Origin of the sequence: Pseudomonas sp. TH06, from assembly GCF_016651305.1 — a bacterium.
Classification (GTDB): Bacteria; Pseudomonadota; Gammaproteobacteria; order Pseudomonadales; family Pseudomonadaceae; genus Aquipseudomonas.
The window spans coordinates 4,050,702-4,062,893 of record NZ_JAEKEC010000001.1; the positions used below are offsets into that span (position 1 = coordinate 4,050,702).

The 12,192-nt window shown below is 61.0% G+C and carries 11 protein-coding genes; 5 read left to right on the forward strand and 6 right to left on the reverse strand.

Annotation, left to right across the window (positions count from 1 at the left end; genetic code table 11):
- Nucleotides 1–52 precede the first annotated feature (52 nt).
- Entirely contained in the window at nucleotides 53–838 is a 786-nt protein-coding gene (locus tag JFT86_RS18240) for a hypothetical protein (RefSeq protein WP_201237751.1), read from the reverse strand.
- Between the two features lie 149 nt (nucleotides 839–987).
- Between JFT86_RS18240 and JFT86_RS18245 the strand changes: the two genes are divergently transcribed.
- Nucleotides 988–1,524, forward strand: coding sequence for a chalcone isomerase family protein (locus tag JFT86_RS18245; RefSeq protein WP_201237752.1), 537 nt, complete (start codon nucleotides 988–990; stop codon nucleotides 1,522–1,524).
- 97 nt (nucleotides 1,525–1,621) lie between these two features.
- The gene (locus JFT86_RS18250; RefSeq protein ID WP_201237753.1) at nucleotides 1,622–2,941 is read left to right on the forward strand and encodes an Nramp family divalent metal transporter; all 1,320 of its coding nucleotides are present in this window, start codon (nucleotides 1,622–1,624) and stop codon (nucleotides 2,939–2,941) included.
- Nucleotides 2,942–2,973: 32 nt separating this feature from the next.
- Here JFT86_RS18250 and JFT86_RS18255 read toward each other — a convergent pair whose 3' ends face one another.
- A complete protein-coding gene (locus tag JFT86_RS18255) occupies nucleotides 2,974–4,083 on the reverse strand; it encodes a cytochrome P450 (RefSeq protein WP_201237754.1) in 1,110 nt (369 codons plus the stop codon).
- Between the two features lie 79 nt (nucleotides 4,084–4,162).
- Between JFT86_RS18255 and JFT86_RS18260 the strand changes: the two genes are divergently transcribed.
- The 3 genes from JFT86_RS18260 to JFT86_RS18270 all read left to right on the forward strand — a co-directional run bounded on the left by JFT86_RS18260 (nucleotide 4,163) and on the right by JFT86_RS18270 (nucleotide 7,063).
- On the forward strand, nucleotides 4,163–4,918 hold the full coding sequence (locus JFT86_RS18260) for a helix-turn-helix transcriptional regulator (protein ID WP_201237755.1): 756 nt from the start codon (nucleotides 4,163–4,165) through the stop codon (nucleotides 4,916–4,918).
- A 106-nt stretch (nucleotides 4,919–5,024) separates the two neighbouring features.
- Nucleotides 5,025–6,245, forward strand: coding sequence for a putative DNA modification/repair radical SAM protein (locus tag JFT86_RS18265; protein ID WP_201237756.1), 1,221 nt, complete (start codon nucleotides 5,025–5,027; stop codon nucleotides 6,243–6,245).
- Nucleotides 6,242–7,063 carry a TIGR03915 family putative DNA repair protein gene (locus tag JFT86_RS18270; RefSeq protein WP_201237757.1) on the forward strand — a complete coding sequence of 274 codons (822 nt, stop codon included), beginning with the start codon at nucleotides 6,242–6,244 and terminating at the stop codon, nucleotides 7,061–7,063. Before JFT86_RS18265 ends, JFT86_RS18270 begins: the two co-directional genes overlap by 4 nt.
- Nucleotides 7,064–7,135: 72 nt before the next feature.
- Here JFT86_RS18270 and JFT86_RS18275 read toward each other — a convergent pair whose 3' ends face one another.
- From JFT86_RS18275 to JFT86_RS18290, 4 genes are all read right to left on the reverse strand, one after another.
- Nucleotides 7,136–8,155: a branched-chain amino acid aminotransferase gene (locus JFT86_RS18275; RefSeq protein WP_008086978.1), complete on the reverse strand. Its 1,020-nt coding sequence runs from the start codon at nucleotides 8,153–8,155 to the stop codon at nucleotides 7,136–7,138.
- Nucleotides 8,156–8,474: 319 nt separating this feature from the next.
- On the reverse strand, nucleotides 8,475–9,848 hold the full coding sequence (lpdA, locus tag JFT86_RS18280) for a dihydrolipoyl dehydrogenase (protein ID WP_201237758.1): 1,374 nt from the start codon (nucleotides 9,846–9,848) through the stop codon (nucleotides 8,475–8,477).
- A gap of 7 nt (nucleotides 9,849–9,855) precedes the next feature.
- On the reverse strand, nucleotides 9,856–11,133 hold the full coding sequence (locus JFT86_RS18285; RefSeq protein ID WP_201237759.1) for a dihydrolipoamide acetyltransferase family protein: 1,278 nt from the start codon (nucleotides 11,131–11,133) through the stop codon (nucleotides 9,856–9,858).
- Nucleotides 11,134–12,192, reverse strand: coding sequence for an alpha-ketoacid dehydrogenase subunit beta (locus tag JFT86_RS18290; protein WP_003224000.1), 1,059 nt, complete (start codon nucleotides 12,190–12,192; stop codon nucleotides 11,134–11,136).

Here is a 12,192-nt window from a genome sequence, read left to right on the forward strand (position 1 = left end):
CCCGGCTCGTCCAGAAGTGAACGCTTCCCTGTGGCTAGCCACAGGAATAGCCTCAGCCTTCAGACGTTCGCGTTGATCGCATTGGCGCCGGTTTGGCGAGCAACTTGCGGGTCACGCCAAGCATGGCCACCGACACGGCAACACCAAGGGCAAATCCAGTCAGACCCAGGCTCGGCAAGGTCAGCGCCGAGACCAGACAAAACGCCGAAAACGAATACATCCCGGTGGCCGTCGCCCGTAACAATGCCGCCGTAAACGCCGGGCCGCGAGTCTGCTGGGAAAACACCGCCATGACACTGCCCAGCACCGGGAACACCGCCAGCAGTCCGCTCCAGCGTTCGCCGACGGTACTGGCCAGCATCGTCACCACCAGCGTCAATGCCGCACCGGCGATCATTCGCCAGATCAGTCGATCCGACTTCGGCGCCGGGCCGTTCAGCGCCGGTTGCACGTCGGGAAACAGATAGGGCGCCGCCAACAACGCAATGGCCGCCGCGATCACCGAGATCGGCAATGAAGCCGGAATCAGCGACAGCAGCCCCGCAAGCGCAGCCCAGACAGCCAGCGAAACGCATAACGCCCACGGCCAGTTCGCGCGTTGGGCGACCTGCGCATAAGTGATGCAGAACGCAATCATCGCGAACATCGCCGACAACGCGGCCACCGCCGAGTGCGCAGCAAACTGCGGCCCTTGCTCGATGGCGAGGAAAAACAGAATCGGCCCGACCACCACCGGCAAGCCCGACAGCCACCCGGCCACGCTTGGCCCCCAACGCTTGCCGGCCAGCGAAATCAGCAGCAGGAAACCGGGAATCAGCAGCAGTTTGAGAATCAGCACGCAGGTGTCTCCGTCGGGTGAGAGTGGGGCCACGTTAGCACTGGTACTGACGGATTGCTGCATTGTTGTACAAAAACTGTATACAAAGTTGCGTTGGCGATTCGTGGCTATGCTCTGATTATCAGGGTTATGCCGGAGTCGATGCCGCGATGAACAGAACACCGAAGGTGTTGCGTGGGTGCTGCGGCATCGGCTTGTGGGCGTTGCTGCTGACCCCGACCTGGGCCAATTGGCAGGACGCGGTGCCGGGCGCGCAGATCATTGGCACCGGCGATTTCAGCGTGTGGGGTTTTGATGTCTACAACGCTCGCTTGTGGAGCGCTGCGCGGCCGCTGGCACCGGACCAACCGTTTGCTCTGGAACTGATCTATCGCCGAACCATTTCCCGCGACGACCTGGTGAAAGCCAGCGTCGATGAAATCAAGCGTCTGGCTGGCAGCAACATCAGCGCCGCGCAACTCGCCGGTTGGCAAATCCAGATGCAGCAGTCGTTTGTCGATGTACAGGCCGGCACGCGCATCACCGGGGTTTATCTGCCGGGGCAGGGCGCACGTTTTTTTGTCGGGCAGCAGTTGCAACATGAGATCGATGATCCGCAGTTTGCCCGGGCGTTTTTTGATATCTGGCTCGATCCGCGAACGCGCAGCCCCGAGTTGCGTCAGCAGTTGCTCGGTGTCAGTCGGTAAATCCGTAGGCGCTGCCGAAGGCTGCGATCTTTTGCCCTTCAAGGCTCAGCCCGAAACGTCTAAGCTGCGCCATTGCAACTTGTTTCTGGATGTGTGCGTGAAATTCAGCTTACCCAAAATTGCCACCGCGCCGTTTTGCCCGCCGGAAGTCGCCGGCAGCGTTACGGTTGATCCCAATGCCGCGTTTTTCAAGCGGGTGCTGCGCTTCGCCGGCCCCGGTTTGCTGGTGTCGATCGGCTACATGGATCCGGGTAACTGGGCGACGGCCATCGAAGCCGGATCGCGTTTTGGCTACAGCCTGTTGTTCGTGGTGTTGCTGGCGAGTCTGGCGGGCATGGTCGTGCAATGCCTGTGCTCGCGGCTGGGCATCGCCACCGGGCGCGATCTGGCGCAATTGTCCCGCGAGCGCTACAGCACGCCGACGGCGCGCCTGCAATGGGTGTTGGCGGAGATCTCGATCATCGCCACCGACCTTGCCGAAGTCCTCGGCTGCGCGCTGGCGTTTCATTTGCTGCTCGGCTGTTCGCTGACCTTCGGCATTGCCCTGACCGCGTTCGATACGCTGCTGGTACTGGCCCTGCAGAACCGTGGATTCCGTCGACTGGAAGCGATCATGCTGGTCCTGGTCGCCACGATCGGCGTGTGTTTCTTCGTCGAACTGGTGCTGATCAAACCGTACTGGCCGGACGTCGCCCAAGGTTTCAAACCGTCACTGGCAGCGATCAGCGATGCGGCGCCGTTGTACCTGGCGATCGGCATTCTCGGCGCCACGGTGATGCCGCATAACCTTTATCTGCATACGTCCATCGTGCAGACGCGGATGATCGGCAAGGATCTGGCGAGCAAACAGGACGCGGTAAAACTCGCACGCATCGACACAATTGGCTCGCTGGCGCTGGCACTGCTGGTCAACGCCGCGATTCTGATTCTCGCGGCGGCGGCGTTTCACAAGACCGGGCACACCGATGTGGTGGACATTCAGGACGCCTATCACTTGCTCGATCCGCTGGTCGGCGGCGCGCTCGCCAGCGTGTTGTTTGGCGTGGCGCTGCTTGCGTCGGGCCAGAGTTCGACCTTCACTGGCACTATCGCCGGCCAGGTGATCATGGAGGGGTATCTGAACCTGCGGATCCCCTGCTGGCAACGGCGCCTGATCACCCGAGGCCTGGCGTTGATCCCGGCGTTTATCGGCGTGTGGCTGATGGGCGACGGTGCGGTGGGCAAATTGCTGGTGATGAGTCAGGTGGTGTTGAGCCTGCAATTGCCGTTTGCCTTGTATCCGCTGATTCGCATGACCAACGACAAACAACTGATGGGGCCGTTTGTGAACCGCTGGCCGACCCGCGTGCTGGCGTGGGGGTTGTTTGTGCTGATCAGCGGCGCCAATAGCTGGTTGATCCTGCAACTGGCAGCCTGAACACAATCCCCCGCAGCTCCTACAGGGAAGAGTCAGACGGCTAGGGTGCTGAAGAGAGGAATACGCCCATTGAGCGAAGGCCGGTAATGCCAGCTCAGGCGATCCAGTTCCACGCCATGATCGAGAATCTGCCTCAGCGTCGCTCCGGCAATGCCCATCGCCAACGCTTGCCCCGGACACTGATGCCGACCGCTGCCGAAACTGAAACTGCGGCGGTTCTTCCGCTCCGGTAGAAACACGTCAGGATTTTCGTTCAGCGCCGGATCGCGATTGGCCGAGGCCAGCAGCACCAGAATCACATCTCCAGCCTCAATGCGCATGCCATCGATTTCGCAGGACTCCGCGACAAAGCGCCGGGTGTTTTGTACCGAAGGGTCAAAGCGCTGAACTTCGCTCAGCAGGGCATCGACGGGGTGGGCGCGTAGCTGAGGATTGTGCCGCAGCGCCACCAGCGCATTGCCGATCAGTCCGGCGGTGGCTTCAAATGTCTGCGAGCAGAGGCCAATCAGGTTGGCGATCATGGTTTCTTCATCGCCATTGAAGTGCTGGCGGATTCGCGCAAGCAAAGCGCTGTCCCCGGCAGATTCGGCCAGCAATTCGATGAAGTAACCCCGCAGTTGTTCTGCTGCGAGGTGCGCCGCCGCCAGTTGCGAGTCATTGCTCAACGGCGATAAACATGCAGCGAAACCGGCGGTCAGGTCACTGATTGCCCGACTTTGCGCCGGGCTGAATCCGAGCAATGCCGCGACCACGCACACCGGGCCTCGGAACATGGCTTTGTATAGACCGTCCGCGTCTGTGCTGATCAGGCGTGCGCTCACCCGTGCGTAAACTTCGTCCTGATCGATCAATCCCAAGGCCGGCTCGATGGCCGAACGCGGGCAACGCTGGCGCTCGCCGTCGTTCATCCGCATCAACTGGCCGAAGACGTTGCCGGCGATGCCCTCGGCGATCGCTTTGGGCACGGGCTCCTGCGCGGGACGCACCCGGCACTCGGCATGCGCCAGTGCCGCGCAAACCGCGCGGGCGCTGCTGGCAACCCAGAATTTCAGGCCGGGATGAAACGTCAGCCCACCCTCGGCGCGCAGCGTTGCGTAGTAGGGATAAGGATCGGCATGAGTCGCAGCGATGATCGGGTCCATGGTTCGCAGCCTTGTCGTGGAGGAAAGTGTTGCTACTATCTCCACTCAGTCACGGCGATGATTCGTCCGGGAGCGAACTATGCACGCAGAACATCAAGACATCGGCGTCTCGCAGGTGGCCGCCGCCATCGCCGAACCGGCCCGCACGAAAATCCTCTGTTCGCTGATGGACGGCCACGCCCGCACCGCCACCGAGCTGGCGGCGATCGCCGAGGTCGGCGCGTCCACTGCCAGCGCGCACCTGGCCAGACTCAAGGATCTGGCGCTGGTGCGTCTGCATATCCAGGGCCGCCACCGTTATTACAGCCTCGCCGACAAGCGTGTCGCCCAGGCGCTGGAAGCGTTGATGGTGATCGGCCAGAGCGCCACGCCGATCTTCAAGCCGCACACGCCGGATCGCCTGCAATTCGCCCGCACCTGTTACGACCACATGGCCGGGACACTGGCGGTGCTGCTGCATGACCGCTTTATCGAGGCGGGTTGGCTGGAGGCAACCGACGAGCAGGCGTATTGCGTGAGCGCCAGTGGCGAGGCGTTGTTTGCCGAGCTGGGTGTTGAGGTCGGCGATCTGTCGACGTTGCGTCGTAAATTCGCCTGCCCCTGTCTGGACTGGAGCATGCGCCGGCCGCATCTCGGGGGTTCGCTGGGGGCTGCGTTGTTGCAGGTGGCGTTGAAGCGCAAGTGGCTGACGCAGGATCTCGACAGTCGGGCGTTGGCGCTGACGGCGCTGGGGCGCAAGGAAATCCGTGCGCGATTCGGCATCGAGTTGCCGGTCGAGGTTGGCATCAAAAGATCGCAGCCTGCGGCAGCCTCTACAGGGACTGTCTATAGCTGAATCGCGTAGGAGCTGCCGAAGGCTGCGATCTTTTGATCTGGTCTTGCACCTTGTGCTCGTTCAATAGACTCGATACTGTACGCATAACCAGTATCGAGTCGTAGCCATGCAAATCATCGACAAGCTCAGCATCCTCGCCGACGCCGCCAAGTACGACGCTTCCTGCGCGAGCAGCGGTGCGCCCAAGCGCAGTTCCGAGGGCAAGAGTGGCCTGGGCTCGACCGATGGCATGGGCATTTGCCACAGCTACACGCCGGACGGGCGCTGCGTCTCGCTGTTGAAGATTCTGCTGACCAATTTCTGTCTCTACGACTGCCAGTACTGCGTCAATCGCCGTTCCAGCGATGTCCCGCGCGCACGCTTCACGCCCGAGGAAGTAGTCACGCTGACCATGGACTTCTATCGACGCAACTGCGTCAGCGGTCTGTTTCTCAGTTCCGGCATCATCCGTTCGGCGGACTACACCATGGAGCAGCTTGTCCGGGTGGCAAAGCTGCTGCGTGAAGAACACGAATTTCGCGGTTACATCCACCTCAAGACCATTCCCGATGCCGATCCAGCGCTGATTGCCGAGGCCGGGCGCTACGCCGATCGCCTGAGCGTCAACATTGAATTGCCCACCGATGCCAGCCTGCAGACCCTGGCGCCGGAGAAAAACATCGGCTCGATCAAGCAGGCCATGCAAACCATCTACACCGGCGAGCAAACCGTACTCAACGAACCTCGCGCCGCAAAATTTGCTCCGGCGGGGCAAAGCACGCAGTTGATTGTCGGCGCCGATGACACCGACGACAGCACGATCCTCCACGGCGCGCAGGCCTTGTATGGCAACTACCGCCTGCGCCGGGTTTATTACTCGGCGTTCAGTCCGATCCCCGACAGCCCGAAAAGCGTGCCGCTGGCCGCGCCGCCGCTGATGCGTGAACACCGTTTGTATCAGGCTGATTTTCTCTTGCGCAGTTATGGCTACAGCGCCGACGAACTGCTCAAGGGACCGGGCAATCTGGCGCTCGACATCGATCCGAAACTGGCATGGGCGCTACAGAATCGTGAGGTGTTCCCGCTGGATCTCAATCGCGCCGAGGCTTCGTTGATTGCGCGCATTCCCGGCATCGGCCTGCGCACCACCGAGCGGCTGGTGGAGTTGCGCCGGCAGCGACGGATTCGTTACGAAGACGTCGCACGCATGCGTTGCGTATTGGCCAAGGCCAAGCCGTTCATTATCACCAGCGACTACCATCCGCAGCAGGCTGAAGTGACCAGCCATTTGCTCTACCAGCAATTGCGCGACCGGCCGGCACCGCAGCAGATGGGGTTGTGGGGATGATCAATCTCGATTGCGATGACCTCTTCGACACCTGGCGCCAGCAGGCGCGCTGGCTGCTCAGTCATGAAATCGATCCGAGCGTGGTGAGTTGGGCCTCGGAAGGGGCGGCCGATCTGTTTGCCAGCGATGACCACGTACCTGAGGGGCAGGGGCCGTTTCAGGCGCGAATCCCGCGTACGCTGCTCGATACACTGGAACAGGCCGCGCAGTACCGCGGGGATCAACGCTGGAGCCTGCTGTATGAAGTGCTGTGGCGAGTCAGCCACGGTGATCGTACGGCGATGATGGCCGGCGACAAACTCGGTAGCGAGTTGCAGCGGCGGATCAAGCAAGTGAGCCGTGAAGCCCATCATTTGCATGCATTCGTGCGTTTCATCGAACGACCGAAAGATTTGCCAGGCCCGCAATATGTGGCGTGGCACGAACCGGCTCACGACATTCTGCACAGCGCCAGTGAGCATTTCATCGGGCGCATGGGCCGCCACCGTTGGCTGATCGCTACGCCGCGTGATGGCGTTTTTTACGATGGCGAACAACTGATTCATCAGCGCCAGTGCCCGACTGAATGGCAACAATTGGCGCAGAACGTCGAAGATCCGCATGGTGATTTGTGGTTGACCTATTACAGCCACATCTTCAACCCGGCGCGGTTGAATCCCAAAGTGATGCAAGGGCATTTGCCGGTGCGGTTCTGGAAGAATTTGCCGGAAGGCGAGTTGATCCCGCAGCTGATCACTCAAGCGCGCATGGGCAAACAGCAGGATGGGCAAGCGAGCGGGATTGCCAGTCGCACTGGCAAGCGGATTGCGTTGAAATGAAAATCAAAGATTCAAATAAAAAGCCCCCACCGATCACTCGATGGGGGCTTTTGTGCATCAGCAGTCGTCAGATCAAACCTTGACGATCCAGCCCGCTGGCGCTTCGATGTCGCCGGTCTGCACGCCAGTCAGCTCTTTGTAAAGCTTCTGGGTGACAGGGCCTACTTCGGTTTCGCTGTGGAAAACGTGCAGGTGGTCGTTGTAGCTGATGCCGCCGATCGGGGTGATCACGGCTGCGGTACCGCAAGCGCCGGCCTCTTTGAAGTCCGACAGCTTGTCGATCAGCACGTCGCCTTCAACCACTTCCAGGCCCAGACGCGATTTTGCCAGTTCGATCAGCGACAAACGGGTGATACCCGGCAGGACCGACGGCGAGTTCGGGGTGATGAACTTGTTGTCGTGGGTGATCCCGAAGAAGTTGGCCGAACCGACTTCCTCGATCTTGGTGTGGGTCATCGGATCCAGATAGATCGCATCGGCGAAGTTGGCTTTCTTCGCTTTCGAGCCCGGCATCAGGCTGGCGGCGTAGTTGCCACCGACCTTGGCGGCGCCGGTGCCTTGTGGGGCAGCGCGGTCGTAGCTGGAGATCTGGAAGTTATGCGGGGTCAGGCCGCCCTTGAAGTAGGCGCCGACCGGGATGCAGAAGATCGAGAAGATGAACTCGGGGGCGGTACGCACGCCGATGTTGTCTCCCACGCCGATCACGAACGGACGCAGATACAGCGCGCCGCCGGTGCCGTATGGCGGAATGAAGCGCTCGTTGGCACGAACCACGGCTTTACAGGCTTCGATGAACTGCTCGGTGTCGACCGTCGGCATCAGCAGACGCGCGCAACTGCGCTGCATGCGCAGGGCGTTCTGGTCCGGGCGGAACAGGTTGATCGAGCCGTCCTTGCAACGATAGGCCTTCATGCCTTCGAAGCACTGCTGGCCATAGTGAAGGGCAGTCGAGCCTTCGCTGATGTGCAGCACGTTGTCTTCGGTCAGGGTGCCTTTGTCCCACTCGCCATCGCGAAAGTACGACAGATAGCGTTTGTCGGTCTTGATGTAGTCAAAACCCAGCTTGTCCCAATTGATGCTTTCGTTACCCATGACACCCTCTATCACTGAACAACCGTCGAAACGGTTCAAGGCTTCTGACGTTTTTTGGATGGGCACAACAATACTTCATTCTTGAGCGGTTTCGCAGCCCGGGCGATGGGGGGATAAGCAAAAATATTAGCTTGCTTACTAAATCCCCATCATTCCTGCATGCCCCGCCTCTTTCGTGGCGAGGGAGCTTGCTCCCGCTCCAGTGCGCAGCACTGGCAAAACCGGACACTGCGGTGCATCAGATGCACGGTGGTGGCGGGGCTTGGGGCCGCTTCGCAGCCCAGCGGGAGCAAGCTCCCTCGCCTCAGGGGTTCAGCGTTTACAGGTGCAGCGCATGCCCGAGGGCACGCAGCGCCGCTTCCTGCACCGCTTCACCCAAGGTCGGATGCGCATGAATGGTGCCGCCGATGTCTTCCAGCCGCGCACCCATTTCCAGACTTTGCGCAAACGCCGTCGACAATTCCGAAACACCCACGCCAACCGCTTGCCAGCCAACAATCAGATGATTGTCGCGACGAGCGACCACGCGCACGAAACCGCTTTTCGATTCCAGGGTCATCGCCCGACCGTTGGCGGCGAACGGGAAGCTGGAAACGATGCAGTCCAGTCCCGCAGCGTTGGCCTCGTCCGGCGTCTTGCCGACCACCACCAGTTCCGGGTCGGTGAAACACACGGCGGCAATGGCGGTCGGGTTGAACTCACGGGTTTTGCCGCTGATCAGTTCGGCGACCATTTCGCCCTGGGCCATGGCGCGGTGCGCCAGCATCGGCTCGCCGCTGAGGTCACCGATGGCATAGACGTTGCGCATACTGGTCTGGCAGCGGCTGTCGATCTTGATCGCCGAGCCGTTCATGTCCAGATTCAAGGCTTCGAGGTTCCAGCCCTGAGTGTTCGGTTTGCGGCCGACGGCAACCAACACCTGATCGGTCTGCAGATTCAGAGTGTCGCCATTCGGATCGCGCACCTGCAACGTGCCGTCGAAACCTAGAACGCTGTGCTTGAGATACAGCTTTACGCCCAGTTGCTTCAGCGCGTCATGCACCGGTTGCGTCAGTTCCGCGTCATAAGCCGGCAGGATACGATCCTGTGCTTCGACCACACTGACCTCGGCACCCAGCTTGCGATAGGCAATACCCAGCTCCAGACCAATGTAACCACCGCCAACCACCACCAGGCGTTTCGGTACCGACTTCGGCGCCAGGGCTTCTGTGGAGGAGATGATCGGCCCGCCAATCGGCAGGATCGGCAGATTGACGCTGGTCGAACCGGTAGCCAGCACCAGATGCTCGCACTGGATACGGGTGTCGCCGACTTCGACGGTTTTGCCATCGATAACCTTGGCCCAGCCATTGATGACCTGAACCTTGTGCTTTTTCAGCAGCGCAGCGACGCCAGTGGTCAGGCGATCAACGATGCCGTCCTTCCACTCGACGCTTTTGCTGATGTCGAGCGTCGGCGCCGAGACGCTGATACCCAGCGCCGAATGCTGGTTGTGGTGTTGAGTCTGGTGAAACTGCTCGGCCACATGAATCAGCGCTTTTGACGGGATGCAGCCGATGTTCAGGCATGTGCCACCCAGCGATTGGCCTTCGACCAGAATCGTCGAAATGCCCAGTTGTCCGGCGCGAATGGCCGTGACGTAACCGCCGGGGCCGCCGCCAATGATCAGCAGCGTAGTGTTCAAAGATTGCATGCGAGCCTTACTCCACAAACAAAGTGGCAGGTTGTTCGATCAAGCCGCGAATGGCCTGGATGAAGAGCGCCGCGTCCATGCCGTCGACCACGCGGTGATCGAAGGAGCTGGAGAGGTTCATCATCTTGCGAATCACTACCTGGCCTTTGACGACCATTGGCCGTTCAACGATTTTATTGACGCCGACGATCGCCACTTCCGGCAGGTTCAGCACCGGTGTGCTGACGATGCCACCCAGTGCACCGAGGCTGGTCAGGGTGATGGTCGAGCCGGACAGTTCATCGCGGCTGGCCTTGCCATTGCGTGCCGAGTTGGCGAGGCGCGAAATCTCGGCGGCGCTGTCCCACAGGCTGCGAGCTTCGGCGTGACGCACCACCGGCACCATCAGGCCGACATCGCTTTGTGTGGCAACACCGACATGCACCGCGCCGAGGCGGGTGATGACCTGGGCTTCGTCGTCGTAACGGGCGTTCATTTGCGGGAAGTCGCGCAGGGCGACAACCAAAGCGCGGACGAGGAACGGCAGCAGGGTCAACTTGCCACGGCTGGCGCCGTGTTTTTCATTCAAGTGCGCGCGCAGTTCTTCGATGGCGGTGACGTCGATTTCTTCGACGTAACTGAAATGCGCCGCACGTTGAGTGGCATCCTGCATGCGCTGGGCGATCTTGCGGCGCATGCCGATCACTTGAATCTGTTCTTCATCGTTGCGCTGGGCGTAAGCGGCGCCTGCCGGTGACGATGCGTTGGACTGACCTTGCGCCAGATAAGCGTCGAGGTCTTCGTGCAATACGCGACCGGCCGGGCCGGAACCACGCACCAGACGCAATTGAATGCCCAGATCCAGCGCATGTTTGCGCACGGCCGGTGAGGCCAGCGGACGCTCATCGGCTTCGCGGGCGACCATCGGGCCCTGGCAAACGGCAGCAGCCGGACGCGGAGCGGCGACAGCAGGCTTGCTCTCAACGACGGCTTCGACTTTCGGTGCAACAGCTTCTTTCGCCGCAACTGGAACCGGTTTGTCGGACTCCTTCAGATTGCCCGCGCCTTCAACCTCGATGCTGATCAGCACACTACCGACTGCCATCACTTCACCCGGCTGACCGCCGAGGGCAATCACTTTGCCGTGCACGGGCGACGGGATATCGACCATCGCCTTGTCGGTCATCACGTCCGCGAGTACCTGATCTTCCACGACCAGATCGCCCACCTTGACGTGCCACTGCGACAGTTCAACTTCTGCGATGCCTTCGCCGATGTCCGGCATCTTGATAACGTGCGTGCCCATTCAGACCTCCATGACCCGTTTCAACGCCGCGCCCACTCGGGACGGCCCTGGGAAATACGCCCACTCCTGCGCGTGCGGGTAGGGGGTGTCCCAACCAGTGACGCGTTCGATCGGCGCTTCCAGGTGATGGAAGCAATGCTCTTGCACCAGCGACACCAGTTCGGCGCCAAAACCGCAGGTGCGCGTGGCTTCGTGAACCACCACGCAACGGCCGGTTTTCTTCACCGATTTGACGATGGTTTCCAGATCCAGCGGCCACAGGCTGCGCAGGTCGATAACTTCAGCATCGACGCCGGATTCTTCGGCAGCGACTTGCGAGACATACACGGTGGTGCCGTAAGTCAGCACGGTCACGTCTTTACCCGGACGGGTGATGGCGGCGACGTCCAGCGGCACGGTGTAGTAACCGTCCGGAACCTGGGCTTGCGGGTGTTTCGACCACGGGGTTACCGGGCGGTCGTGGTGGCCGTCGAACGGGCCGTTGTACAGGCGTTTCGGCTCAAGAAATATCACCGGGTCATCGTTTTCGATGGAGGCGATCAGCAGGCCTTTGGCGTCGTACGGGTTGGATGGCATGACGGTGCGCAGGCCACAGACCTGAGTGAACATCGCCTCGATGCTCTGGCTGTGAGTCTGGCCACCGTAGATGCCGCCGCCGCAAGGCATGCGCAGGGTCATCGGCGCGGTGAACTCACCGGCCGAGCGATAACGCAGGCGGGCGGCTTCGGAAATGATCTGGTCGGAAGCAGGGTAGACGTAGTCGGCGAACTGGATTTCGGCGACCGGGCGCAGACCGTAAGCGCCCATGCCGACGGCCACGCCGACGATGCCGCTCTCGGAGATCGGCGCATCGAATACCCGCGAGGTGCCGTACTTGGTTTGCAGCCCTTCGGTGCAACGGAACACGCCGCCGAAGTAACCGACGTCCTGACCGAACACCACCACATTGTCGTCACGCTCAAGCATCACATCCATGGCCGAGCGCAGGGCCTGGATCATGGTCATGGTGGTCGTGGTCATGGCGGTTTCCAGCTGAATATTGTTGTTGTGATCGTTCAT

Excerpts from the sequence above, each read along its gene's own strand:
- JFT86_RS18260 (WP_201237755.1), top strand. The coding sequence starts at position 4,163 with ATGCACGCAGAACATCAAGACATCGGCGTCTCGCAGGTGGCCGCCGCC.
- JFT86_RS18270 (WP_201237757.1), top strand. The coding sequence starts at position 6,242 with ATGATCAATCTCGATTGCGATGACCTCTTCGACACCTGGCGCCAGCAG.
- JFT86_RS18275 (WP_008086978.1), bottom strand. The coding sequence starts at position 8,155 with ATGGGTAACGAAAGCATCAATTGGGACAAGCTGGGTTTTGACTACATC.
- JFT86_RS18245 (WP_201237752.1), top strand. The coding sequence starts at position 988 with ATGAACAGAACACCGAAGGTGTTGCGTGGGTGCTGCGGCATCGGCTTG.
- JFT86_RS18285 (WP_201237759.1), bottom strand. The coding sequence starts at position 11,133 with ATGGGCACGCACGTTATCAAGATGCCGGACATCGGCGAAGGCATCGCA.
- JFT86_RS18265 (WP_201237756.1), top strand. The coding sequence starts at position 5,025 with ATGCAAATCATCGACAAGCTCAGCATCCTCGCCGACGCCGCCAAGTAC.
- lpdA (WP_201237758.1), bottom strand. The coding sequence starts at position 9,848 with ATGCAATCTTTGAACACTACGCTGCTGATCATTGGCGGCGGCCCCGGC.
- JFT86_RS18255 (WP_201237754.1), bottom strand. The coding sequence starts at position 4,083 with ATGGACCCGATCATCGCTGCGACTCATGCCGATCCTTATCCCTACTAC.
- JFT86_RS18290 (WP_003224000.1), bottom strand. The coding sequence starts at position 12,192 with ATGAACGATCACAACAACAATATTCAGCTGGAAACCGCCATGACCACG.